This is a genomic window from Martinezella rhizogenes, assembly GCF_027460065.1.
In the GTDB taxonomy this organism is placed as follows: domain Bacteria; phylum Pseudomonadota; class Alphaproteobacteria; order Rhizobiales; family Rhizobiaceae; genus Agrobacterium; species Agrobacterium rhizogenes_C.
On the sequence record NZ_JAPYZZ010000019.1, the window covers coordinates 62,126 to 85,606 of the forward strand.

A 23,481-nucleotide genomic window follows, 5' to 3' on the forward strand; every position below is an offset into this window, starting at 1 on the left:
GGCGTCTTCCTGACCTCGCATCCGGTTTGCGGCTATGGGCCGGGCACGGAAAAACGAAAGCAGAACAAAATACTTATCGCTATTTGTTTTCAATATGCTGGCTCAGCCTTGCGAAATGAGAACAAATAGAGTACATACCGTTTCCATACTGCTTCATTGCCTGTGCGGCTTCAATAACCTAAAGGTGGTTCGGATGGCACAAAATTCTTTGCGTCTCGTAGAGGATAAATCGGTGGATAAAAGCAAGGCACTGGAAGCGGCGCTCTCCCAGATCGAACGGTCGTTCGGCAAGGGATCGATCATGAAGCTCGGTTCCAATGAAAATGTGGTGGAAGTGGAAACCGTTTCGACGGGTTCGCTCAGCCTGGATATCGCGCTCGGCATCGGCGGTCTGCCGAAGGGGCGTATCGTTGAAATTTACGGCCCGGAAAGCTCCGGTAAAACGACGCTGGCATTGCAGACCATTGCTGAAGCCCAGAAGAAGGGTGGTATCTGCGCCTTCGTCGACGCCGAACACGCGCTCGATCCGGTCTATGCCCGCAAACTCGGCGTGGATCTGCAGAGCCTGCTGATTTCGCAGCCGGATACGGGCGAGCAGGCGCTTGAGATCACCGATACGCTGGTGCGTTCCGGCGCGGTTGACGTGCTCGTGGTCGACTCCGTTGCGGCACTGACGCCGCGGGCCGAAATCGAAGGTGAAATGGGCGACAGCCTGCCGGGTCTCCAGGCCCGTCTGATGAGCCAGGCGCTGCGCAAGCTGACCGCTTCGATCTCCAAGTCGAAGTGCATGGTGATCTTCATCAACCAGATTCGCATGAAGATCGGCGTCATGTTCGGTTCGCCGGAAACGACGACTGGCGGTAACGCTCTCAAGTTCTACGCCTCCGTGCGCCTCGACATTCGCCGTATCGGCGCCGTCAAGGAGCGCGAAGAGGTTGTCGGCAACCAGACGCGCGTCAAGGTCGTCAAGAACAAGATGGCGCCGCCCTTCAAGCAGGTGGAATTCGACATCATGTATGGCGAAGGTGTTTCCAAGACCGGTGAACTGGTCGATCTCGGCGTCAAGGCCGGTATCGTCGAGAAATCCGGTGCATGGTTCTCCTATAACAGCCAGCGTCTGGGGCAGGGTCGTGAAAACGCCAAGACCTTCCTGCGCGACAATCCGGATACGGCCAACGAGATCGAACTGGCGTTGCGCCAGAATGCCGGTCTGATCGCCGACCGCTTCCTGCAGAATGGCGGCCCGGACGCCGGCGAAGGTGACGACGGCAGCGACGAGGGCTGATACATTTCGCGAAGGTCCGGGCATCGCAGCCCGGAGACTTTGCCGAACCGATAAGGATCAAAAGGGTCGTGCGATTTTTCTTCGTACGGCCCTTTTTCCTTGCCTATATGTCTTGCTTCGCCTCCATGGCTGGACAGGGCCGGATGTGGACGATAAAAGCCATTGATTTTGCAATATAGCCATCCTTTGCGGTGGCGGTGATGGACTCCAGCTGTGAGCGGTGTGTGGGCATGAGCGGTGTGAATGAAATTCGGTCGACCTTTCTCGACTACTTCAAGAAGAACGGACACGAGATCGTACCCTCCAGCCCGCTGGTGCCGCGCAACGATCCGACACTGATGTTCACCAATGCCGGCATGGTGCAGTTCAAGAACGTGTTCACCGGTCTTGAAAGCCGTCCCTATTCCACGGCCGCTTCGGCCCAGAAATGCGTGCGCGCGGGTGGCAAGCATAACGACCTCGACAATGTCGGTTATACGGCCCGCCACCATACCTTCTTCGAAATGCTCGGCAATTTCTCCTTTGGCGATTATTTCAAGGAAGAGGCGATCACCCATGCCTGGAACCTGATCACCAAAGAATTCGGCATCGACCGCAACCGTCTGCTGGTCACGGTCTATCATACCGACGACGAAGCCTTTAACCTCTGGAAGAAGATCGCCGGTTTCTCCGATGACCGCATCATCCGCATTGCGACCAGCGACAATTTCTGGGCGATGGGCGATACCGGTCCCTGTGGTCCCTGTTCGGAAATCTTCTACGATCATGGCGATCATATCTGGGGCGGCCCGCCCGGCTCGCCGGAAGAGGATGGCGATCGGTTCATCGAAATCTGGAACCTCGTCTTCATGCAATATGAGCAGCTGACGAAGGAAGAACGCATCGACCTGCCGCGTCCGTCGATCGATACCGGCATGGGCCTCGAGCGTATTTCCGCGCTGCTGCAGGGCAAACATGACAATTACGATACGGACCTGTTCCGCGCGCTGATTGCCGCTTCCGTGGAAGCGACCGGCGTTCCGGCCGAAGGCGAAAAGCGCGCCAGCCACCGGGTCATAGCCGACCACCTGCGCTCGTCCGCCTTCCTGATCGCCGATGGCGTCCTGCCGTCCAATGAAGGCCGTGGTTACGTTCTGCGCCGCATCATGCGCCGCGCCATGCGCCATGCCGAGCTTCTCGGCGCGCGCGAGCCGTTGATCTACAAGCTGCTGCCGGCGCTGGTGCAGCAGATGGGCCGTGCCTATCCGGAACTGGTCCGTGCCGAGGCGCTGACTTCCGAAACGCTGAAACTCGAGGAAACCCGTTTCCGCAAGACGCTGGAACGCGGCCTGTCGCTGCTCTCCGATGCCACCTCGACGCTGCACAAGGGCGACATGCTGGATGGCGAAACCGCCTTCAAGCTTTACGACACCTATGGTTTCCCGCTCGACCTGACGCAGGATGCGCTGCGCGCCCGCGAAATCGGCGTCGATATTTCCGGCTTCACCGATGCCATGCAGCGCCAGAAGGCGGAAGCCCGCTCGCATTGGGCCGGCTCCGGTGACAAGGCGACCGAGACTGTCTGGTTCGAGCTCAAGGAAAAGCTCGGCGCGACCGAGTTCCTCGGTTACGATACCGAAACCGCCGAAGGCGTCATCCAGGCGATCGTCAAGGACGGCAAGACCATCGAGAGTGCTGCAGATGGCGAGACCGTGCAGGTTGTCGTCAGCCAGACTCCCTTCTACGGCGAGTCGGGCGGCCAGATGGGCGATACCGGTGTGATCTCCGGCGACAACGGCGCCTTTGTCGTTTCCGATACCCAGAAGAAGGGCGAAGGCCTCTTCGTTCATGTGGGCACCGTTTCCAAGGGCGGCCTGAAAGTGGGCGATGCCGTGCAATTGACGGTCGATCACGGCCGGCGGTCCCGTCTCCGTGCGAACCACTCCGCCACCCATCTGCTGCATGAGGCGCTGCGCGAAGTGCTCGGCACTCACGTTGCCCAGAAGGGTTCGCTGGTTGCGCCCGAGCGCCTGCGTTTCGACGTTTCGCATCCGAAGCCGATGTCGGCCGAGGAACTGAAGGTCGTCGAAGAGATGGCCAACGAAATCGTGTTGCAGAACTCGCCTGTCGTCACCCGCCTGATGAGCGTCGATGACGCCATTGCCGAAGGCGCCATGGCGCTGTTCGGCGAAAAATACGGCGATGAAGTTCGTGTTGTCTCCATGGGCACCGGCCTGCATGGCGCAAAAGCCAACCGTCCTTATTCCGTCGAGCTTTGCGGCGGCACGCATGTGGGCGCCACCGGCCAGATCGGTCTCATCCGCATTCTCGGCGAAAGCGCCGTCGGCGCGGGCGTGCGCCGCCTCGAAGCCGTCACCGGTCAGGGCGCGCTTGCCTATCTCTCCGAACAGGATGAGCGGGTGAAGGCGCTTGCCTCGTCGCTGAAGGTTCAGCCGGGCGATGTGCTGTCGCGCGTCGAAGGGCTGCTCGACGAGCGCAAGAAGCTGGAGCGCGAGCTTGCCGATGCGCGCCGGAAACTCGCCATGGGCGGTGGTTCGACGGACGCCGGCGCGAGCGACGTCAAGCAGGTTGCCGGCGTCAATTTCCTGGCGAAATCCATGTCCGGCATCGATGCAAAGGACCTCAAGGGTCTTGCCGATGAAGCCAAGGCCAATCTCGGCTCCGGCGTCGTGCTTCTGATCGCTGTTTCCGAAGACGGCAAGGCAAGCGCCGTTGCGGCCGTGAGCGAAGATCTGACGGCCCGTTTCAGCGCCGTGGACATCGTTCGCACCGCATCCGCAGCACTGGGCGGCAAGGGCGGCGGCGGTCGCCCTGACATGGCGCAGGCCGGCGGTCCGGACGGCGCCAAGGCGCAGGAGGCCATCGAAGCGGTGGCCGCAACACTGGCGGCCTGATCCGCCAAAACCACGGGGTTGGTCCGGTTTTCCGGGCCAACCACTTCCGTTTTCACCCATGAGGCGAGGACGGGCGGCTGCCGGCCTCGTTTGCCGGGCACCCAACTGAGCAGGATTTGTCAAATCGGGTTATGGTTCTATTGGCCATCGGTTTTGCAAAGAGGCTCGATATGAACAGTGACACGGCTTGGGCAATTTATGAAACGCGTCTGAGGCGGGTTTCGGCCTATATTCACGACCATCTTGACGAGGAACTGGATATGGGCCGGCTGGCGGAAATCGCCTGCATGTCAAGCTATCACTGGCACAGAATTTATCGGGCAATCCATGGCGAAACGGCGGCCATGACCGTCAAGAGGCTGCGGTTGCACCGCGCGGCGGGCGAGATCGTCCGCGGCGATCTTGCCATCGGCGATATTGCAAAACGATCGGGCTACCCAAACCTCCAGTCCTTCAACCGTATATTCAAAACGGCCTACGGCATGCCGCCGGCGCGTTACCGGAAGGAGGGAAGCCACAGCCTGTTCAACGCAGCTCCTTTAGAAAAGGCGACCGATATGTTTGATATTGCTGTGAAAACCGTTTCTCCCATGATGCTGACCGGCGTGCCGCATCGCGGCTCCTACATGCTGATCAGCAAGGCGTTCGAAACCCTGTTCGGGACGCTGTATGCGCGTGGACTGGCCGGAGCGGACATGCGCATGATCGGGGTTTATTTCGACGATCCCGATATCGTGCCTGCCGATGACCTTCGTTCCATCGCCTGCGTCACTGGCGTAGTGTTGCCGATGGAGAGCGAGCCTTTGCAGCGGCAATCCATTGCAGGCGGCGACTATGCCGTGCTTCGCCACAAGGGACCCTATGCGGATATGCACCGGGCTTACCGATGGCTTTATGCTGAATGGCTCCCCGCCTCCGGACGACAGATCGGCGCCGGCGCGATGTTCGAGGAGTATCTGAACAGTCCCAGGGACACACCGCCAACCGAACTGCTGACGGATATTTACCTGCCGCTGGCATAACGACGGGAGCGCGTATGCAGTCAGCTTGCCGCCGTTTGCAGCTCCTTCGCGGCCTCTTCATCGAGCTGGGCGGCTCGCTTGAAGGCCGGGCGGTCGGTCAGATGCGCCATATAGTCGATGAAGGCCGGCCTCTTTTCGATGGTGCCGAAGTGTAGCCCCCAGCCGACATGGGCGCCGACATAGACATCCGCCGCGGTGAAGAGATCGCCGGCCACGAAGCGGTTTTCGCTGACGGCGCGTTCGAGCGTGTTCATCACGTCGGCATAGCTGCCGCAGCCGGCCATTCGCAGTTTCTCCTTGGGCACTTCGAAACCCATCGCCTTCATGCTCGCCACCATTTCCAGCGGGCCTGCGGCGAAGAACATCCAGCGGTAATAGAGCCCGCGCGCCTTCGGTGTGGGCGCAAGGTTCGCGCCGGGAAAGGCATCGGCGAGATAAGCGCAGATCGCCGCCGCCTCGGTGACGATGGTATCGCCATGCTTGATCGCCGGCACCTTGGCCATCGGGTTTATCAGCCGGTAGGCGGGCGATTTCATCGAGGTCTCGAAACCCAGTATTTCCGTTTTATAGGGAACACCCACTTCCTCGAGCATCCAGCGCGCGATGCGTCCGCGCGACATGGGATTGGTATAAAATATCAGTTCACTCATGCTTTTGCCTCCCCAAGCAAAATCGCCGAAGCATTATGGGAAAACCGGAACGGATTTCGCGCCTGCGCTTCGATTTATTTGTGATCCGCAGCATCATCAGCGTCTTGCTGAAGATCGCGGTGATGCTCCGATAAATGTTTGACTGTGCCGGGCAAGTTATACGCAGTGATATGCTGTTTTGGTTTTGTCTTATTGTTGTACTGGCCGTGGCACGCGGAATCGAATTCTGCGCCTAGTACAATGGCTAATCAAGATACTGTGAGCAAAAAAGAAACCCGGCGTTGCGGCCGGGTTTTCCTGTTTCATCATTTCAGGCGGGCATTGCCTCCTGATTTCAGGCCGCCATGGCCTTCTTGAGATTTTCGTCGATCTTGTCGAGGAAGGCGGTGGTGGAGAGCCAGGGCTGGTCCGGTCCGATGAGGAGCGCAAGGTCCTTGGTCATGAAGCCGCTTTCGACGGTATCGACGCAGACGGTCTCGAGCGTCGTTGCGAACTTTGCCAGTTCCGCATTGTCGTCCAGCTTGGCGCGGTGGGCGAGGCCACGGGTCCAGGCGAAGATCGAGGCGATCGAGTTGGTCGAGGTTTCCTGACCCTTCTGGTGCTGACGGTAGTGGCGCGTCACCGTGCCGTGCGCAGCTTCGGCTTCGACCGTGCGGCCATCCGGCGAAAGCAGAACCGAGGTCATCAGGCCGAGCGAACCGAAGCCCTGCGCAACCGTGTCGGACTGAACGTCGCCATCGTAGTTCTTGCAGGCCCAGATGTAGCCGCCGGACCACTTCAGCGCGGAAGCGACCATGTCGTCGATCAGGCGGTGCTCATAGGTGATGCCGGCTTCGTCGAACTGCTTCTTGAACTCGGTCTGGTAGACTTCTTCGAAGATATCCTTGAAGCGGCCGTCATAGGCCTTGAGGATGGTGTTCTTCGTGGAGAGGTAAACCGGCCACTTGCGCATCAGGCCATAGTTCATGGAGGCGCGGGCGAATTCGCGGATCGATTCATCGAGGTTGTACATGGCCAGTGCCACGCCGGCGCTCGGGGCGTCGAAGACGTCCTTTTCGATGACCTGGCCGTCTTCACCGACGAACTTGATGGTCAGCTTGCCCTTGCCGGGGAACTTGAAATCGGTTGCCTTGTACTGGTCGCCGAAAGCGTGACGGCCGACGACGATCGGCTTGGTCCAGCCGGGTACGAGGCGCGGAACGTTCTTGCAGATGATCGGCTCGCGGAAGATAACGCCGCCCAGAATGTTGCGGATCGTGCCGTTCGGGCTCTTCCACATCTGCTTCAGGCCGAATTCCTCGACGCGCTGCTCGTCCGGCGTGATCGTCGCGCACTTGATGCCGACGCCGTGCTTCTTGATGGCGTGTGCCGCATCCACAGTCACCTGGTCGTTGGTGGCATCGCGGTTTTCAACCGAGAGGTCGTAATATTCGATATCGAGATCGAGGTAAGGCAGGATCAGCTTGTCCTTGATGAGCTGCCAGATGATACGGGTCATTTCGTCGCCGTCGAGATCGACGACCGGATTGGCTACCTTGATCTTTGCCATGAATTCCTCACCTTCGAAGCTGTGGCGCCTGATGACACCAATAGTCGGAAAAATATCCGGTCGGGCTATAGCATCGCGAGCGTCTGAGGCAAAGCCATGGGGGGCGCTTTTTTGGCGCAGCGCAATAACGCTTTGCGCATTGCCAAACCACAATGCCGGAATACAGTCAGGCGAATCGCTTCGCCCGCGTGTCGGGCCTATCCCGGGATCACATCATGCGGAAAATTCTGCTTCTGACTGCCGCCGTCCTCTTTTCCCACAGCGCCCTTGCGGTCGGGCCTGCCGATCCCGTCCAGAAAGTGATGGACATCACCGTCAAGAACTGGTCGGGCGATGCGGAAAACTGGAAGTATATTTTCGATGAGGACATGCTGAGCAGCCTGTTCAGCAAGGACTTCGTTGCCCAGTATCGCGAGGCATCCAAGAAGCCGGCTTACGAAGCCGAAAGCGGCGAGAAGGGCGATCCTTTCGGTTATGACGTTGTGACCAACTCCCAGGATGGTTGTCCGCTGCAGGAAGTCTCGGTGACCCCGGGTGCGGTTAAGGACGGCGTGACGGACGTGACGGCGAAATTCAAGCTCTGGGCCTGCATGGACGAGGCCGAGATAAAGGCGAGCGTCGACGAGGTGCATTTCGACGTCATCGAGGAAGATGGCCGGCCTGTTATCAGCGATATTCACCGGGTGGGTGACGAGGGCCGGGATTCGCTGCGCGAAGAGATGGCGAATATCATCAAGGGGGAGTGAGGGCGGCCTTTATACCCCTCCGGCTTTGATTTTCGCGCTGATCTGTGCCAGTGAGGCGCGCTTTAGGGCATCGGTTCAAAAATCGATGCCGCGCTTCAAACACGGACAAACGACGATGGCAGGCACTAACAGCGAGCTTGAACTTCTGGCGGAAGGCCCGGCGATCATTCTGGTCGAACCGCAGCTCGGCGAAAATATCGGCATGGTGGCGCGGGCCATGGCCAATTTCGGCCTTTCCGAATTGCGTCTGGTCAATCCGCGCGATGGCTGGCCGAGCGAGAAGGCGCGTGCTGCCGCTTCGAAGGCCGACCACGTCATTGACGGCACCAAGGTATTCGAGACGCTGGAAGAGGCGATCAAGGATCTCAATTTCGTCTATGCCACAACCGCTCGCGAGCGTTACGGGTTCAAGCCGGTGCGGGCGCCCGTCACTGCCGCCGAGACGCTTCGGACAAAATTCAAGGCTGGCGAAAAGACCGGTATCCTGTTTGGGCGCGAGCGCTGGGGGCTGACGAATGAGGAGGTGGCGCTGGCCGACGAGATCGTGACCTTCCCGGTCAATCCCGCCTTTGCCTCGCTCAACATCGCGCAGGCCGTGCTTTTGATGTCCTATGAATGGATGAAATCAGGCATGGACGATCTGGGGGAGACGCTGTTCCAGTCCGTCGAGCAGCGGCCTTCGACCAAGGAACAGGTTTTCGGCCTGTTCGAACACATCGAGGAAGCGCTGGATGCGCGCGGTTATTTCCATCCTGCTGAAAAAAAGCCGAAAATGGTCGACAATTTGCGGGCCGTGTTGTCGCGACGGGGTTTTTCCGAACAGGAAATCAGCGTTTTCCGCGGCATGATCAATTCGCTCGACCGTTTCCCGCGGCAATGGCCGAAGAAGACGGGCAGGGCAGCGGGGCCGTCGGCCGAGGGAGCAGGGGAGAATGCTGAAGACGAGTGAGGCGCCAGCCGATGTGCTGAAACCGGTGCTGGTATTCGATTCCGGCATTGGCGGGCTGACGGTTCTACGGGAGGCGCGCGTGCTGATGCCCGAGCGCGGTTTCATCTATGTGGCCGACGATGCCGGTTTTCCCTATGGCGGCTGGGAGGAAGAGGCGCTGAGGGCGCGTATTCTTTCAATCTTCGAAACGCTGCTGCAGGATTACAGCCCCGAAGTCTGCATCATCGCCTGCAATACCGCTTTCACGCTCGCGGGCGCCGATCTTCGCGCCCGGTTTCCGGACATGACCTTCGTCGGTACCGTTCCCGCCATCAAGCCGGCGGCGGAGCGGACCCGCTCCGGCCTCGTCTCTGTTCTCGCGACGCCGGGCACCGTCAAGCGGGCCTATACGCGCGATCTCATCCAGTCCTTTGCCACCCAATGTCATGTGCGTTTGGTCGGCTCGGAAAACCTCGCACGCATGGCGGAAAGCTGGATCAGGGGTGAGCCGGTTTCGGACGAGGCGGTGCTGGCAGAAATCGAGCCCTGCTTCATCGACAGTGACGGCAAGCGCACCGATATCGTCGTGCTTGCCTGCACCCACTACCCCTTCATGGCCAATGTGTTTCGCCGGTTGGCGCCATGGCCGGTGGACTGGCTTGATCCCGCCGAAGCGATTGCCCGGCGTGCCCGACATCTGGTGCCGTTGCCACAGGATGCGGAACATCCCGATGGTTTCGACTTCGCCGTCTTCACCTCGGGCAAGCCCGATTTCGCCACGCGGCGGCTGATGCAGGGTTTTGGTCTCAGCGCTCCCGCCGCCTGACAGCCTGTTGTATTTTTGCACCGCCTTTGCTCGTCTTTTACAATTCGAGATTGCGACCTCTTGTCGCGTCCGATTTCCTGTGTAAGATGTATTTTGTCCGTAACCGCAATAAATGGAGGCGTGAAATGAGCAATAACGTGAATATGCGCCTTAATGGCATGTCAGGCCTCTTTGGCATGGTCGTCGGCGGTTATGTGATGCGAGGCATCTCCCTCCGATAAGGCTTATGGCCTGATTCCCCAGCCGTTTGGCAATTCAACTTCGTCCGACATGTGACTTGCGCGTCCGCGTAGCATGCGTGCTGCGTCCGTCGTTTCCGCGTGTCGTTTTCCATCGATAAAGGACCTGGCCGCCTTGCCGCGCCGGGATGGATTTCCCATGCAAAATGATCAACCATTGGTAGCATATGCGCTGCCGGATGCGGTGGACCGTCTGTTCGTCACATTCGGCGTCTGGAAGACCTTGAAGACGGTCGTCTTCGCGGCTGTCGTGCCACGCGCGCCGCCGACCGATCCTGCCGATCTGCCGGAACGACTGCTGGTCGATATCGGCCTTGAACCGTCGCGAGTGAAGCGGCGGCGAGACTGGTCGGTGCCGTGGGCGCCCCGGTTTTGATAATGGCGGCCTCTTCGACGAAGAATGTCGAGGAGGCCGTATCTGTACGAGCAGCCGCCCGGTCATCCGCTGGATGACAGGGCGGCGTGATCTTCGAAGATTGAGCTTGATACCTCCCGGTTTTGGTGGCTTGCTCGTCAAATTGGGCAAGGGAGACTCAAATCATGCCGCTGGAGAACTGGCTGGCCTTCGTGGCCGCATCCGCCATCATGCTCGCCATTCCGGGACCGACGATCCTGCTGGTGATTTCTTACGCGCTCGGCCATGGCCGCAAGGCGAGCACGGCGACGGTAACAGGCGTGGCGCTTGGGGATTTTACCGCCATGACGGCCTCCATGCTGGGGCTTGGGGCGCTGCTTGCCACGTCGGCTGCATTGTTCACCGGTCTGAAATGGATCGGTGCGGCTTACCTTATCTATCTCGGCATCAAGCTGTGGCGTTCACCGGTCAGCGGCGAAGGCGCTGAAGGTAAGGGCGTGACGGGCCGTGAAAGGCCGCTCAAAATCTTCCTGCATGCCTATATCGTCACGGCCCTGAACCCCAAGAGCATCGTGTTCTTCGTGGCCTTCCTGCCGCAGTTTCTGGTGCCGACATTGCCCTTCTGGCCACAGGTGCTGATTTTCGAAGCGACATTCCTGGTGCTTGCCACTGTCAATGCTGCGCTTTATGGACTTCTGGCAAGTGCCGCCCGCAATACGATCCGCAAGCCGAAGGTTCAACGTATCGTCAACCGCACGGGTGGTGGTCTCCTGATCGGCGCCGGTCTCATTGCCTTTGGCTGGAAGAGGGCGGTCGCGCCGTAAGGCAATTCTCGATCGCCTGAAATTCGGACATAACAAAATGGCATTGCCGCATATACTTCTCGCCCTGATCACCGTGTTTTTGTGGGGCTTCAACTTCGTCGCCATCAAGATCGGCGTCACGGATATGCCACCTCTGTTTCTGACGGGTGTGCGTTATTTCTTTGCAGCCGTGCCTCTCGTCTTTTTCCTGCCGAAACCAAACGTGCCTTGGCGGCATATGATTGTCTACGGCATGGCCATGGGCTTCGTGCAGTTCGGCCTGCTTTATCCCGCCATCAAGCTCGGCCTGCCGGCGGGGCTTGCTTCGCTGGTCATGCAGTCACAGGCTTTCTTCACGCTCGCCCTTGCCGTGGTGTTTCTCGGGGAACGGCCGTTGCCCTCGCAGATTTTTGGCGCGATCATTGCTTTTGGCGGGCTGGCGGTCATCGGCGTGGAGCGCATGACGGCGGCAGCGCTGGTGCCGCTTCTGATGGGCGTCGGTTCTGCGATTGCCTGGGCCTGCGGTAACATCGTCAATCGCCGTATCGGACAGGTCAATGCGGTTTCCTTCATCGCCTGGACCAGCCTGGTGCCCGTTCTGCCGTTGATCCTGCTCTCACTCGTGGTGGAAGGGCCTGAAGCGATTGCCGAAGGGGTGGCTCATGCGACGCCGACCATGGCTTTCGTGGTGATCTATATGGCCTATGGCGCAACCATTGTCGGTGCAGGCATCTGGAGTTACCTGCTTTTGCGTTACCCCGCCGGAACGGTGGCACCATTTTCGCTGCTGGTGCCCGTTGTCGGTTTTATCAGCGCCTATCTGGCTTTCGCCGAACATATCACCGTCTTCGAGATTATCGGTGCGGCGCTGGTCATTCTCGGGCTGGCGCTGAACGTCTTCGGCCGGCGCATCGGCATTTCGCGCTTCCGGGTACGGTCGGCACAGGGCTGAGACCGAATTGCCTGTGCATTATCGGCACGGGGCAGACGCAACCGGCGATTTTTTGGTAAAGAGCATGTTCGGCCGTCCTTTAGGGAATCGGTCGGATGAGATGCAGCACAGGGAATGGAACATTGCAGGTCGGTATCGACATGGGAACCCTATCGGGCGGGCAGCAGGCCAAGCTCGATATCGAGGAATTGCTTGCGACGCGTTTGCTGGTGCAGGGCAATTCCGGTTCCGGCAAGTCGCATCTGCTGCGCCGGCTGCTGGAGCAATCGGCGCCATGGGTGCAGCAGGTCATCATCGATCCCGAGGGTGATTTCGTCACGCTTTCCGACAGGTTCGGTCACGTGGTGGTGGATGGCGAGCGCACGGAGGCAGAGCTTGCCGGCATCGCCAACCGCATTCGCCAGCACCGCGTTTCCTGCGTGCTGACGCTGGAAGGCCTTGATGTCGAACAGCAGATGCGGGCCGCAGCCGCCTTCCTCAACGGCCTGTTCGATGCGGACCGTGAATTCTGGTATCCCGTGCTTGTGGTGGTGGATGAGGCGCAGATGTTTGCGCCCTCCGTTGCCGGTGAAGTGACTGAGGATGCGCGCAAGGCGTCGCTGGGCGCCATGACCAATCTGATGTGCCGTGGCCGTAAACGCGGTCTTGCCGGCGTCATCGCCACGCAGCGTCTGGCGAAGCTCGCCAAGAACGTGGCGGCGGAAGCCTCGAACTTCCTGATGGGCCGTACCTTCCTCGATATCGACATGGCGCGGGCTGCCGATCTGCTCGGCATGGACCGGCGGCAGGCGGAAATGTTCCGCGACCTGCAGCGCGGCAATTTCGTGGCGCTCGGCCCGGCGCTCTCACGTCGCCCGCTGCCGATCGTCATCGGGGCGGTGGAAACCTCGGCGCGCTCATCCTCGCCAAAGCTGATGCCGCTGCCGGATGCACCCCAGGATGTGGAAGACCTGATCTTCACGCCGGACCCGGAAGAATTCACGCGCGCCGCCGTGCGCCGCACGCCGCCTGCACCACGCCCGACCACGGATATTCTGGCAGAACTCTCCCGTTCCACACCCGCCGCCGTTGGCCCTACACCGGAGCAGTCGCCGCGTGCAGGTCAGCCGGAACTGACGCCGGAAGAGCGCGATGAAAAGATCGGTGCGGTTCTCGTTGAAATTCTCGACGATCCGCAATCGGCCTATCGCACCGATGCGGTGCTTTATCAGGATTTTCTGGTGCGCGCCCGTATGCGCCGTATTCCCGGCACGCCGATGACATTGGCGGAATTCCGCCGGCAGGTGGCGATTGCCCGCTCCGGTGTGGATGCGACGATGGCGGCAAGCGAAGGCTGGGAAAAGGCGTTGGAACTGTCCATGTCGGTTTCCGATGATCTGCAGGGGGTCTTCCTGCTGCTCGTCAAGGCGGCGCTGGGTGAAGAGCCTTGCCCGTCAGATGCCCGCATTGCCCGGGCCTATGGCACCCATTCCGCCCGCCGTGCGCGGCGTCTGCTCGGCTATTTCGAGGAGAAGGAGCTCGTGGTGGTGCATGCCGATTTCTCCGGCAAGCGCATCGTGGCGTTTCCCGATCTCGACGCAAAAACCGCACCCGGCGATGCGGATGCGGCTGAGGATGATACGCGGCTTGCGGCGGAGTGAAGCGTCGCTGTGCGAAGCCGAGCGCAAATCTAAACTCCGTCATGGTCGGGCTTGACCCGGCCATCCATCGCCGTTGAAAAGGTGGGTCCTCGGGTCAAGCCCGAGGACGACAAAAGGGGAAATGTCGAACTTGGTCAGAGGCTGAGGAGGTGTTTCCGCCTCCTCGATGAAGACCTTATTCGATGGCCTTTGCTTCCTTCCGTGTCGCAATCAGCGAGCCGATGATGCCGGTTGCGAGGATGGCAACTGTCACGCCGAGCGAAACGGCCGGCGGGATCTTGGCGATGCCGAGCATATCGGCGACGAAGATTTTCGAACCGACGAAGACCAGAACCGCAGCCAGCGCATATTTCAGATAGGCGAAGCGGTGGATCAGGGCGGCAAGCGCGAAATAGAGGGCGCGCAGGCCGAGGATCGCGAAGATGTTCGAGGTGTAGACGATGAACGGATCGGTGGTGATCGCGAAGATCGCCGGGATCGAATCGACCGCGAAGATCAGGTCGGCGATTTCAACCATGATGAGCGCCAGGAAGAGCGGCGTCACGAAGGTCTTCAGCTTGCCAGTGGTTTCATCGGTTTCCTTGACGAAGAATTTTTCACCGTGAAGCTTCTCCGTCACCGGCAGGCGGTTGCGCAGGAATTTCAGGATGCGGTTGTTGCCGATATCGTTCTCGTCATGGTCGGACGAGAACAGCATCTTGAGGCCCGTGAAAACGAGGAAGGCCGCAAAGAGATAAAGTACCCAGTGGAAGTTTTCGACGATGGCAGCGCCGCCGGCGATCATGATGCCGCGCAGGATGATGACGCCGAGGATACCCCAGAGCAGCACACGATGCTGGTACTGACGGGGAATTGCGAAGTAAGAGAAGATCATGGCGATGATGAAGATATTGTCCATCGCCAGGCTTTTTTCGACCACGAAACCGGTGACGTATTCCATCGCCGATTGCTGGCCGGACTGATACCAGATCCAGCCGCCGAAGGCCAAACCGATGGCGATGTAGAAGCCTGACATCAGCAGGCTTTCACGAATGCCGATTTCCTTGGAATTCTTGTGCAGCACGCCGAGATCGAGCGCCAAGAGGCCAAGGACGAGAGAAATGAAGACCGCCCACATCCATGTGGGGGTACCGAGAAAATCGTTGAGGAGAAACTCCATCAGTCAACCTTTAGCCGGACGAGGTTGGCTTTGCGGATGGGGAACGTGTGTCAAGAATATACGTGGCCCCCAACCTTAAGAAACTCGACATCACGTGTTGTCCGGTAACACGTCAGAGGGGCCCGAGTTCTGATCACGATGCGTAAATGGGTGGCCGTTCGATGTTTTCAAGGGCAGGCTCAAGAAAAAAATCGGCAGGCGCTGTTTGACAAATTTGTAAAACGACTATAGAAGCCGCCCCAACGCCGGGCAGTGATGTCCGGTGTGTTTTGTTGACTGCCTTGCAGTTTAAAGGCTGACGTTCGGCGGTCAATATCACCGACATGTCCCGTGGTTTCTCCATTTGCATGTGAGAAGCCTGTCAGAGGCCCTGAAACGGGCCTCAGAGGAGGGCGTGTTTCCTTAAACCGGTTTGGCAACAGACCGGCATAACCTTTTGAGAAGGAAATACGATGAGCAAGCGCGAATCGGCTAAGTACAAAATTGACCGCCGCATGGGCGAAAACATCTGGGGTCGTCCGAAGTCCCCGGTTAACCGCCGCGAATACGGCCCGGGCCAGCACGGCCAGCGCCGCAAGGGCAAGATGAGCGACTTCGGCACGCAGCTGCGCGCCAAGCAGAAGCTCAAGGGCTATTACGGCGAACTGCGCGAAAAGCAGTTCCGCGCCACTTTCGACGAAGCAAACCGTCGCAAGGGTGACACTTCTGAAAACCTGATCGGCCTGCTCGAGTCGCGTCTGGACGCCATCGTCTACCGCGCCAAGTTCGTTCCGACCGTTTTCGCATCGCGCCAGTTCATCAACCATGGCCACGTCACGGTTAACGGCGTTCGCGTCAACATCGGTTCTTACCGTTGCAAGGCTGGCGACGTCATCGAAGTTCGTCAGAAGTCCAAGCAGCTGGTTACGGTTCTCGAAGCCGTTCAGCTCGCAGAGCGTGACGTTCCCGACTACATCGAAGTCGACCACAACAAGATGGTTGCGACCTACGCCCGCGTTCCGTCGCTTTCCGACGTTCCGTACCCGGTCGTCATGGAACCGCATCTGGTCGTCGAATTCTACTCGCGTTAATCGACGCGTTTCAGTATTGAGAAAGCCGCCCCTCGGGGCGGCTTTTTTGTTTGCTGGGGAAGGCTTTGCATGCAGGACATTCAGGCGATCGTCGATTCCATCTATGACAGCATGCTGCCGAGACTGGGTGAGGGGAAGGTTGCGGATTACATTCCCGAACTCGCCAAGGTCGATCCCAACCAGTTCGGCATCGCCATCACCACCGTCGATGGGACGACCTATACGGCCGGCAATGCGCTTGTGCCGTTTTCGATCCAGAGTATCTCCAAGGTCTTCATGCTGACGCTGGCGCTCGGCAAGGCGGGAGAGACGGTGTGGAACCGGGTGGGGCGCGAACCATCGGGATCGTCTTTCAATTCCATCGTCCAGCTGGAACATGAGCACGGTATCCCGCGCAATCCCTTCGTGAATGCCGGCGCAATCGTGGTGACCGATATCGTTCTTTCCGGCCACCAGCCGCGTGAGGCGATTGGCGAGCTTCTGCGCTTCGTGCGTTATCTCGCGGACGATGACACCATCAGCATCGACGATACGGTGGCGAAATCCGAGCAGGCGACGGGGTTCCGCAATTTCGCGCTCGCCAATTTCATGCGCTCCTTCGGCAATCTGCACCATCCCGTCGAATATACGCTCGGTGTTTATTTCCACCAGTGCGCGCTTTCCATGACCTGCGCCCAGCTATCCCGTGCCGGGCTTTTCCTTGCCAATCGCGGCCGCAATCCGCTGACCGGCCATACCGTCGTCTCGGACCGCCGGGCGCGACGCATCAATGCGCTGATGCTGACCTGTGGCCATTATGACGGATCGGGCGATTTCGCCTATCATGTCGGCCTGCCGGGCAAGAGCGGCGTTGGCGGCGGCATCATGGCGGTGGCGCCGGGCAATGCGTCGATTGCGGTCTGGTCGCCGGGTCTCAACAAGGTGGGTAATTCGGCGCTCGGGTCACAGGCGCTGGAATTGCTGGCGACGAAAACCGGCTGGTCGGTATTCGGGGCTTGATATTGCAGGCGGATGGGGGCATTGCCTGCATGAAGAACGGCAGTCGTGCCGGAGCGAGCGGATGATGAACATTCTCACCAAGATCGATGACATCGCGGATATGGTTGGGGCGGATCAGGACGCGTCCGAGGAAAACGGCAGCTCGCATCCGCTGTTCGACAATGCGCCGCGATCGGTCTCGTTCAACAAGCTGCGCAAGCGGCTGCTGCGCAATGTGCGCCAGGCGTTTGAAGATTTCGGCATGCTGAAGGGTCAGAAGCGCTGGCTTGTCGGCCTTTCCGGCGGCAAGGACAGCTATGGTCTTCTGGCCTTGCTGCTCGATCTCAAATGGCGCGGGCTTTTGCCGGTGGAGCTGGTGGCCTGCAATCTCGATCAGGGCCAGCCGAATTTTCCCAAGCACGTCCTGCCGGAATATCTGGCGAAGATCGGTGTCGCCCATCGCATCGAATATCGCGATACCTATTCGGTGGTGAAAGAAAAGGTGCCTTCCGGCGGCACTTACTGTTCGCTCTGTTCGCGGCTGCGGCGCGGTAATCTCTACCGCATCGCGCGGGAGGAGGGCTGCGACGCGCTGCTGCTCGGCCATCACCGTGAGGATATTCTCGAGACCTTTTTCATGAACTTCTTCCATGGCGGCCGGCTTGCCGGCATGCCGGCGAAGCTTTTAAATGACGAGGGTGACCTGATGGTCATGCGCCCGCTTGCCTATTGCGCCGAAGAGGATATGGCGAAATTTGCAGCCGCCATGGAATTCCCGATCATTCCCTGTGACCTCTGCGGCTCGCAGGACGGGCTTCAGCGCAATGCGATGAAAGAGATGCTGGCGGATATCGAACGGCGCATGCCGGGCCGCAAGGATGTGATGCTGCGGGCACTTGCCCACGTTAATCCGTCGCATCTGCTGGACCCTAAGTTTTTTGATTTTTCGGCGCTTGCTGTCACCGGCGCGTCACCTGAAGAGCGTAGGGAGGCCAGCCCTCCCTGATGAAGAAGTGCCCCGCGCCATGAGCCTTTCCGATAAAGATATCGAATTCCTCGTTTCCACCGTCGCCGCTGCCGGCCGTGAGGAAATCATGCCCCGCTTCCGAAACCTGAGCGCCGGCGACATCTCTGAAAAGACCTCCGCCATCGATCTCGTCACCGAGGCAGATGTTCTGGCGGAAAAGGCGATCACCACCGCGCTGCTTGAGCGGTTTCCGAAGGCCCATATCGTCGGCGAAGAGACGTATGAGGCGGACCCATCAGTCATTCCAGCCCTTGCCGATGCGCCGCTTGCCTTCGTGATCGATCCCATCGACGGCACTTTCAATTATGCTTCCGGCTTTCCTGCTTTTGGCACATTGCTTGCGGTCACCGTCAAGGGTGAGACGGTGGCGGGCATCATCCACGATCCCGTCATGGGCGATACCATCGTTGCACTCAAGGGTGAGGGGGCCTATCTCCACCGCAAGAACGGTTCGCAGGCGAAGCTCAAGGTCGCCGATCCCGTGCAATTGTCCGAGATGGTCGGTATCTTTTCCTGGGGCCACAGCCATGAGGATCGCCGTCCTGTCATCGCCGCCAATATGGCAAAGATCAAGATGGCGCTTTCAATCAATTGCTCGGCACATGAATATTGGCTTGCCTCGGCCGGCAAGCTGCATTTCATCGGCCATGAAAAGCTGATGCCCTGGGATCACCTCGCCGGTGTTCTCGTTCATCAGGAGGCCGGCGGTTACACGGCCCGTTTCGACAATACGCCCTACCGGCCCGGCCAGACGACTGGAGGCATCCTGTCCGCTCCCGACAGGGAGAGCTGGAAGATGCTGCGACGGGAAATCGTCGCGTTATAAGATTGATGCTCAGATAGAAGGATATCGCCCATGGCCATCGAACTCGACATCGCCTCTCTTGCCAATGCGCTTCAGGAAGCGGCGGCAGTGGAAATCCTGCCGCGGTTCCGCAATCTGGGCGAGGGCGATGTGCGGATCAAGAGCGAGGCTATCGACCTCGTGACCGAAGCTGACGAGGCTGCCGAGCGGCTGATCCGCGCGCGGGTACAGGAAATCATGCCGCAGGCGCTGTTCATCGGTGAAGAGGCGGTCGCGGCGGATGCGTCTCTGCTCGGCAAGCTTGCCGATGCCGATCTTGCCGTGGTGGTCGATCCCATTGACGGCACCTATAATTTCGCTTCCGGCCTGCCGCTCTTCGGCGTGATGATGAGCGTCATCTCCAAGGGCGAGACCGTGGCCGGCCTGATCTTCGATCCGATGGGCAATGACTGGGCGATTGCCGAAAAAGGCTCGGGCGCATGGCTTTGCAGCGCCGATGGCGCGCAGACGCAGATGTCCGTGGTGCCGGCGCCGGAACTGTCGCAGATGGTGGGTATCGCCAATACCGGCTATTTCGACGTGGAGACCCGGCGCAAGATTTTGATGAACCTTGCGGATGTGCGGCTGTTCACCAGCTATCGTTGTGCTGCGCATGAATACCGCCTGTTCTGTGGCGGCCACATGCATTTCCTGATGTATAACAAGCTGATGCCCTGGGACCATCTGGCTGGCACATTGATCTCGCAGGAATCGGGTGCCTACGCCGCCCGTCTCGATGGCTCGCCCTACCTGCCGCGCCATGTGGATGGCGGGCTGCTGCTGGCGCCGGATCAGGAGACGTGGGAATTGCTGCGCGAGAAGATTTTTACGGTTTAATCGGCAACGGCTTTTTCAATAAAAGGGCGCGGAACAGAATTCCGCGCCCTTTCTTTTTGTCGACGTGAATTTACCGTGTCGGCTTGTTATGGGCCTGAAACAGCATGCCCTTTTCACCGATCAGCACGAAGATCAGGCCGATGATGGAGACCACGAAGAAGCCGGCAACCATGGGCAGCGCCGTGCCATCGAAGGCCTGGCCGATGGCGGCGCCGATCAGCGAGCCGCCAACCGTTCCCATGAAGCCCATGACAGAGGAAGCCGTGCCGGCGACGTGGCCAAGCGGTTCCATGGCGAGCGAGTTGAAGTTCGAGCCGATCCAGCCGAACTGGAACATGGCGAGCGCGAAGAACACGATGAAGATGGCAAAGGGCATCGGTTCCGGCCCAATCATCTGCACCACCAGCCACAGGAAGGTGATGGCGATGAAGCCGAGCAGCGAGCCGTGCGACAGCTTGCGCATGCCGATCCGGCCGACCAGCCTTGCGTTGATGAAGGACGAGAAGGCCATGAATAAGGCAACGCCGGCAAAGGCCGCAGCAAACCATGCACCAAGGCCGTAAATGCCCTTATAGACCTGTTCAGCCGAGTTGATGAAGCCGAACAGCGCCCCGAAAATGAAGGTGCTGGATAGCGTATAACAGAGCACGATTCGGTTGGTGAGCACGATCTTGAAGCCACCGAGGATCGAACGAGCCGTGAAGGGCCTGACGTCATCGGGATGCAGGGTTTCCGGCAGGCGGAAATACATCCAGGCCGTCACGACGGCAGCGATGCCGGCCATGAAGGCGAAGATCAGGTGCCAGTCGCCGAAGAAGAGCACGATCTGGCCGGTGCCGGGCGCGATAACAGGAACGACCATAAAGACCATCATGATCAGCGACATGACTTCCGCCATCTGCCGGCCGCCATAGATATCACGCACGATCGAGATGGTGATGACGCGTGTTGCCGCCGAACCGATGCCCTGAATGAAGCGCAGGACCAGCAGGCCGGCGAAGGATGGGACGAAAACGACGGCGATGGCCGAAACGATGTAGATCGCAAGCCCGACGAGCATCGGCTTGCGGCGCCCGAAACGGTCCGAAATCGGACCGTAAAGAAGCTGAGCGATACCGAAGCCGAGGAGGTAGGTCGAAATCACGTATTGGCGGTGGTTTTCATTGACGACGCCCAGTGATGCGCCGATTTCCTGAAGACCGGGCAGCATGATGTCGATGGCCAGCGCATTCAGCGCCATCAGCATGGCGGCCAGCGCAATGAATTCCGTGCGCCCCATCGAGCCTGCGCGCGACGTGGTGGATTGTGAAAGTTCTGTCACAGGATTGCCCCAAAAAGAACGGCAAAGGCGTTGCATGAAGCAACGCCTGGCATAATTTCTGACAATCAGGGTGGGCCGGATGAACCGGCCGAAATCAGGCCGCGCCGCGGACGCTGATACCCTGTTCTTGGAAGTGGCTCTGCAACTCGCCGGACTGGAACATCTCTCTCACGATGTCACAGCCGCCGACGAATTCGCCCTTGACGTAGAGCTGCGGAATGGTCGGCCAGTTGGAATAATCCTTGATGCCCTGACGGATGTCGGCATCAGCAAGCACGTTGATGCCCTTGTAGTCGACGCCGAGATAATCGAGGATCTGTACCACCTGGCCGGAAAAACCGCACTGCGGAAATTGCGGGGTGCCCTTCATGAAAAGAACGATGTCGTTGCTCTTCACTTCGCTGTCGATCATGTCGTTAATGCCGCTCATAGGCTTATTCCTTTCACATGCGGTTCAAGGCCGCTGCTTTCTGTTTGTTCCTAAATAACATGTCGCGGCGCGATTTCCACCCGTCGCATGGAAAAAATACGACCGCTCGCAATGCATGAGACGCCAAAAAATGGCCTTTGACGCCTAACGATATCTCTGCCGGCTGCGAGCGGCGGCGGTGCGTCTCTTGCTCACCTGCTTCTTGGCCGGTTTGGGTTTGATGGCGGCGTTGAGTGCGGCTTCCAGAACAGAACCAACGATGCCACCGGCTAGGGAGCCGGTGCTTTTCGTCCGGCGCGCGCGGCGCGTCTTGCGGATGCCGGACTTGGTGAGGACTTCAGCCAGAGCGCCCTTGACGACGCCGTTGAGCAACTGATCGACGATGCCAGACAAATTTCCCTCACCGATAAATAAATCATATTTCCGTCGCGATTTTTACTATACGTGCATCGCCCACTGTATCAAGCGATCCTTTCGGGTGCCTCCAGCCTGAAGGTTTATGCATGCCGACCGTCAAGTCACGACTTGTTCTTTATTTCCCCGGTTTCGATCCGCTCGATGCGGCGGCCCATCATCTGCGCTACCAGCGCGCCGCGGGGCTGGCGGGAAAGACATGGGACGTCAATTATGCGGTAGGGCCGCTGGAGAGCAGGCCGGCGGGCGAAGCATTCACGGTGGAGGCCTCGGCGGGCGACTGGCGGACACGGTCGGATATTCTTGTCTATGACCATAACGACGTCATCTCGCAGCTGCGGGATGCGTCCGTGTGGCGGCAGGTCTGGCTGGGTTTCAAGGCCGGGGCGGGCATCGTGAGTGAGGGCGGTGCTGCACTTTATCTGCGCCACGCCTGGCGGTTCGGGCTGTTCTTCATCTTCCCGTTCCTGCTGATGCTTGTCGGTGGCGCGCTTGCTGCCGGGATTGCACTTTCGCCATGGCTCTTCGCTTTGCCGCTCTGGCTTCTGGTGGTCAGCCTTCCCGCTGCCGCCCTGTTTTTCGTGAAGGCGTTCCTGCCTTTTGCGGAGCGGTTTCACACTTTGCATCTTTATGCGGACTGGCGTTTCGCGCTCGCGGTCGGCCGCGATGAGCCGATTGCCCGTGACTGGATCGAGGAGAGGGCAGCGCTTGTGGTGACGGCGCTCGAACAGCCCTCGGATGAGGTTCTGGTGGTGTCGCACAGCATGGGTGCCAGCCTCGCGCTCGCGGTCATCGGCCGCGTGCTGGAGCTGAAGCCGGATGTGCTGGATGGCCGCAAGCTGTCTTTCGCGACGCTGGGCGGTGCTGCGCTGCAATGTGCGTTCCTGTCGAGCGCGGACCGGCTTCGCGAGAGCGTCGGCGCAATCGCACGTCACCCAGAAGTGACATGGTTCGATATCCAGTGCCTCACCGATCCGATCCATCTTTATCGCTGCAACACGGTGGCGCTGACGGGTCACCGCGATGCGCCGCAGCCGAAGATCGTACCGATCCGTTTCAAGCATTCGCTTTCACCGGAGCGTTACAAGAAAAACAAGCGCAATTTCCTGCGTATGCACCGGCAATATGTTCTCGGGCCGGATCGCAGATCAGGTTACGATTTCACCCTTTTGACGGCGGGGCCGCTGCCGGCAGCCTCTTTTGCCGATCTGGAATCGCAGAGCCCGCCCGCTCTCTAAGAGTTCTCATCCTGCCTGGTATGAAAAAAAGCAACGGTGTTACGCGTCAAGCACCGTTGCATTGTGATCACGCATTCTTGCATTGAGAATGATGATCATCTTGCGCATGACGGCGACGAGGGCGACCTTTCCGGGTTTGCCCTTTGCCTTCAACCGCTGGAAGACGGCTCTCATGTTCGGATCAAAACGAATGGCTGGTAAGGCTGCGACGTAGAGAGCGTCTCTGATCGGCTTTCGTCCGCCTGATATCATTCGCTTGCCACGCATCTGGCCG

At 59.4% G+C, this 23,481-nt stretch carries 23 protein-coding genes; 16 read left to right on the forward strand and 7 right to left on the reverse strand.

What is annotated here, in order from left to right; all coding sequences use genetic code 11:
* Positions 1-193 precede the first annotated feature (193 nt).
* From recA to O8B93_RS23125, 3 genes are all read left to right on the forward strand, one after another.
* A complete protein-coding gene (recA, locus tag O8B93_RS23115; protein ID WP_269712189.1) occupies positions 194-1,285 on the forward strand; it encodes a recombinase RecA in 1,092 nt (363 codons plus the stop codon).
* A gap of 230 nt (positions 1,286-1,515) precedes the next feature.
* Entirely contained in the window at positions 1,516-4,179 is a 2,664-nt protein-coding gene (gene alaS, locus O8B93_RS23120) for an alanine--tRNA ligase (RefSeq protein ID WP_269712190.1), read from the forward strand.
* A 170-nt stretch (positions 4,180-4,349) separates the two neighbouring features.
* Positions 4,350-5,201: an AraC family transcriptional regulator gene (locus O8B93_RS23125; RefSeq protein WP_269712191.1), complete on the forward strand. Its 852-nt coding sequence runs from the start codon at positions 4,350-4,352 to the stop codon at positions 5,199-5,201.
* A 20-nt stretch (positions 5,202-5,221) separates the two neighbouring features.
* Here O8B93_RS23125 and O8B93_RS23130 read toward each other — a convergent pair whose 3' ends face one another.
* Together O8B93_RS23130 and O8B93_RS23135 are read right to left on the reverse strand one after the other, a co-directional pair.
* Complete coding sequence (locus tag O8B93_RS23130) at positions 5,222-5,851, reverse strand: glutathione S-transferase family protein (protein ID WP_269712192.1); 630 nt, start codon at positions 5,849-5,851, stop codon at positions 5,222-5,224.
* A 334-nt stretch (positions 5,852-6,185) separates the two neighbouring features.
* A complete protein-coding gene (locus O8B93_RS23135) occupies positions 6,186-7,400 on the reverse strand; it encodes an NADP-dependent isocitrate dehydrogenase (protein WP_269712193.1) in 1,215 nt (404 codons plus the stop codon).
* A gap of 215 nt (positions 7,401-7,615) precedes the next feature.
* On the opposite strand from O8B93_RS23135, the gene O8B93_RS23140 reads away from it, so the two are divergent.
* The 7 genes from O8B93_RS23140 (at position 7,616) to O8B93_RS23170 (ending at position 13,889) form a co-directional block, all read left to right on the forward strand.
* A complete protein-coding gene (locus O8B93_RS23140) occupies positions 7,616-8,146 on the forward strand; it encodes a hypothetical protein (RefSeq protein WP_269712194.1) in 531 nt (176 codons plus the stop codon).
* A 115-nt stretch (positions 8,147-8,261) separates the two neighbouring features.
* A complete protein-coding gene (locus O8B93_RS23145) occupies positions 8,262-9,095 on the forward strand; it encodes an RNA methyltransferase (protein WP_269712195.1) in 834 nt (277 codons plus the stop codon).
* Positions 9,079-9,900, forward strand: a complete 822-nt coding sequence (murI, locus tag O8B93_RS23150) for a glutamate racemase (RefSeq protein ID WP_269712196.1) — start codon at positions 9,079-9,081, stop codon at positions 9,898-9,900. The genes O8B93_RS23145 and murI overlap by 17 nt, the downstream gene beginning before the upstream one ends.
* 378 nt (positions 9,901-10,278) lie before the next feature.
* Positions 10,279-10,515 (forward strand): hypothetical protein, encoded by a 237-nt coding sequence (locus O8B93_RS23155; RefSeq protein ID WP_269712197.1) that lies wholly within the window; start codon positions 10,279-10,281, stop codon positions 10,513-10,515.
* 164 nt (positions 10,516-10,679) lie between these two features.
* The gene (locus O8B93_RS23160) at positions 10,680-11,318 is read left to right on the forward strand and encodes a LysE family translocator (protein WP_269712198.1); all 639 of its coding nucleotides are present in this window, start codon (positions 10,680-10,682) and stop codon (positions 11,316-11,318) included.
* 37 nt (positions 11,319-11,355) lie between these two features.
* Positions 11,356-12,249: an EamA family transporter gene (locus tag O8B93_RS23165; protein WP_269712199.1), complete on the forward strand. Its 894-nt coding sequence runs from the start codon at positions 11,356-11,358 to the stop codon at positions 12,247-12,249.
* Positions 12,250-12,344: 95 nt separating this feature from the next.
* Positions 12,345-13,889, forward strand: a complete 1,545-nt coding sequence (locus O8B93_RS23170) for a helicase HerA domain-containing protein (protein WP_269712200.1) — start codon at positions 12,345-12,347, stop codon at positions 13,887-13,889.
* A 175-nt stretch (positions 13,890-14,064) separates the two neighbouring features.
* On the opposite strand, the gene O8B93_RS23175 is transcribed toward O8B93_RS23170, so the two are convergent.
* Positions 14,065-15,048 (reverse strand): TerC family protein, encoded by a 984-nt coding sequence (locus O8B93_RS23175; RefSeq protein WP_269712201.1) that lies wholly within the window; start codon positions 15,046-15,048, stop codon positions 14,065-14,067.
* 452 nt (positions 15,049-15,500) lie between these two features.
* On the opposite strand from O8B93_RS23175, the gene rpsD reads away from it, so the two are divergent.
* The 5 genes from rpsD (at position 15,501) to O8B93_RS23200 (ending at position 19,804) form a co-directional block, all read left to right on the forward strand.
* Positions 15,501-16,118 carry a 30S ribosomal protein S4 gene (rpsD, locus tag O8B93_RS23180; RefSeq protein ID WP_046798221.1) on the forward strand — a complete coding sequence of 206 codons (618 nt, stop codon included), beginning with the start codon at positions 15,501-15,503 and terminating at the stop codon, positions 16,116-16,118.
* Positions 16,119-16,187: 69 nt separating this feature from the next.
* Entirely contained in the window at positions 16,188-17,117 is a 930-nt protein-coding gene (locus tag O8B93_RS23185; protein WP_269712202.1) for a glutaminase, read from the forward strand.
* A 61-nt stretch (positions 17,118-17,178) separates the two neighbouring features.
* Positions 17,179-18,102, forward strand: a complete 924-nt coding sequence (gene ttcA / locus O8B93_RS23190) for a tRNA 2-thiocytidine(32) synthetase TtcA (protein ID WP_405049085.1) — start codon at positions 17,179-17,181, stop codon at positions 18,100-18,102.
* 19 nt (positions 18,103-18,121) lie between these two features.
* Entirely contained in the window at positions 18,122-18,949 is an 828-nt protein-coding gene (locus tag O8B93_RS23195; RefSeq protein WP_269712203.1) for an inositol monophosphatase family protein, read from the forward strand.
* A gap of 30 nt (positions 18,950-18,979) precedes the next feature.
* Positions 18,980-19,804, forward strand: a complete 825-nt coding sequence (locus O8B93_RS23200) for an inositol monophosphatase family protein (protein WP_269712204.1) — start codon at positions 18,980-18,982, stop codon at positions 19,802-19,804.
* A 70-nt stretch (positions 19,805-19,874) separates the two neighbouring features.
* On the opposite strand, the gene O8B93_RS23205 is transcribed toward O8B93_RS23200, so the two are convergent.
* From O8B93_RS23205 to O8B93_RS23215, 3 genes are all read right to left on the reverse strand, one after another.
* Positions 19,875-21,083, reverse strand: a complete 1,209-nt coding sequence (locus O8B93_RS23205; protein WP_269712211.1) for a multidrug effflux MFS transporter — start codon at positions 21,081-21,083, stop codon at positions 19,875-19,877.
* 136 nt (positions 21,084-21,219) lie between these two features.
* Positions 21,220-21,555 (reverse strand): Grx4 family monothiol glutaredoxin, encoded by a 336-nt coding sequence (gene grxD, locus O8B93_RS23210; RefSeq protein WP_003507904.1) that lies wholly within the window; start codon positions 21,553-21,555, stop codon positions 21,220-21,222.
* 144 nt (positions 21,556-21,699) lie between these two features.
* Positions 21,700-21,948: a hypothetical protein gene (locus O8B93_RS23215; protein WP_269712205.1), complete on the reverse strand. Its 249-nt coding sequence runs from the start codon at positions 21,946-21,948 to the stop codon at positions 21,700-21,702.
* A 110-nt stretch (positions 21,949-22,058) separates the two neighbouring features.
* Between O8B93_RS23215 and O8B93_RS23220 the strand changes: the two genes are divergently transcribed.
* Positions 22,059-23,207 (forward strand): hypothetical protein, encoded by a 1,149-nt coding sequence (locus tag O8B93_RS23220; protein WP_269712206.1) that lies wholly within the window; start codon positions 22,059-22,061, stop codon positions 23,205-23,207.
* A gap of 39 nt (positions 23,208-23,246) precedes the next feature.
* Here the strand turns inward: O8B93_RS23220 and O8B93_RS23225 are convergent.
* The coding region (locus tag O8B93_RS23225) for a transposase (RefSeq protein ID WP_473774532.1) at positions 23,247-23,481 on the reverse strand (235 nt) is incomplete at its 5' end.

What these genes read in the sequence shown, in the direction of transcription:
- recA (WP_269712189.1), top strand. Translation starts at nt 194, where the DNA reads ATGGCACAAAATTCTTTGCGTCTCGTAGAGGATAAATCGGTGGATAAA.
- alaS (WP_269712190.1), top strand. Translation starts at nt 1,516, where the DNA reads ATGAGCGGTGTGAATGAAATTCGGTCGACCTTTCTCGACTACTTCAAG.
- O8B93_RS23125 (WP_269712191.1), top strand. Translation starts at nt 4,350, where the DNA reads ATGAACAGTGACACGGCTTGGGCAATTTATGAAACGCGTCTGAGGCGG.
- O8B93_RS23130 (WP_269712192.1), bottom strand. Translation starts at nt 5,851, where the DNA reads ATGAGTGAACTGATATTTTATACCAATCCCATGTCGCGCGGACGCATC.
- O8B93_RS23135 (WP_269712193.1), bottom strand. Translation starts at nt 7,400, where the DNA reads ATGGCAAAGATCAAGGTAGCCAATCCGGTCGTCGATCTCGACGGCGAC.
- O8B93_RS23140 (WP_269712194.1), top strand. Translation starts at nt 7,616, where the DNA reads ATGCGGAAAATTCTGCTTCTGACTGCCGCCGTCCTCTTTTCCCACAGC.
- O8B93_RS23145 (WP_269712195.1), top strand. Translation starts at nt 8,262, where the DNA reads ATGGCAGGCACTAACAGCGAGCTTGAACTTCTGGCGGAAGGCCCGGCG.
- murI (WP_269712196.1), top strand. Translation starts at nt 9,079, where the DNA reads ATGCTGAAGACGAGTGAGGCGCCAGCCGATGTGCTGAAACCGGTGCTG.
- O8B93_RS23155 (WP_269712197.1), top strand. Translation starts at nt 10,279, where the DNA reads ATGCAAAATGATCAACCATTGGTAGCATATGCGCTGCCGGATGCGGTG.
- O8B93_RS23160 (WP_269712198.1), top strand. Translation starts at nt 10,680, where the DNA reads ATGCCGCTGGAGAACTGGCTGGCCTTCGTGGCCGCATCCGCCATCATG.
- O8B93_RS23165 (WP_269712199.1), top strand. Translation starts at nt 11,356, where the DNA reads ATGGCATTGCCGCATATACTTCTCGCCCTGATCACCGTGTTTTTGTGG.
- O8B93_RS23170 (WP_269712200.1), top strand. Translation starts at nt 12,345, where the DNA reads ATGAGATGCAGCACAGGGAATGGAACATTGCAGGTCGGTATCGACATG.
- O8B93_RS23175 (WP_269712201.1), bottom strand. Translation starts at nt 15,048, where the DNA reads ATGGAGTTTCTCCTCAACGATTTTCTCGGTACCCCCACATGGATGTGG.
- rpsD (WP_046798221.1), top strand. Translation starts at nt 15,501, where the DNA reads ATGAGCAAGCGCGAATCGGCTAAGTACAAAATTGACCGCCGCATGGGC.
- O8B93_RS23185 (WP_269712202.1), top strand. Translation starts at nt 16,188, where the DNA reads ATGCAGGACATTCAGGCGATCGTCGATTCCATCTATGACAGCATGCTG.
- ttcA (WP_405049085.1), top strand. Translation starts at nt 17,179, where the DNA reads ATGATGAACATTCTCACCAAGATCGATGACATCGCGGATATGGTTGGG.
- O8B93_RS23195 (WP_269712203.1), top strand. Translation starts at nt 18,122, where the DNA reads ATGAGCCTTTCCGATAAAGATATCGAATTCCTCGTTTCCACCGTCGCC.
- O8B93_RS23200 (WP_269712204.1), top strand. Translation starts at nt 18,980, where the DNA reads ATGGCCATCGAACTCGACATCGCCTCTCTTGCCAATGCGCTTCAGGAA.
- O8B93_RS23205 (WP_269712211.1), bottom strand. Translation starts at nt 21,083, where the DNA reads ATGGGGCGCACGGAATTCATTGCGCTGGCCGCCATGCTGATGGCGCTG.
- grxD (WP_003507904.1), bottom strand. Translation starts at nt 21,555, where the DNA reads ATGAGCGGCATTAACGACATGATCGACAGCGAAGTGAAGAGCAACGAC.
- O8B93_RS23220 (WP_269712206.1), top strand. Translation starts at nt 22,059, where the DNA reads ATGCCGACCGTCAAGTCACGACTTGTTCTTTATTTCCCCGGTTTCGAT.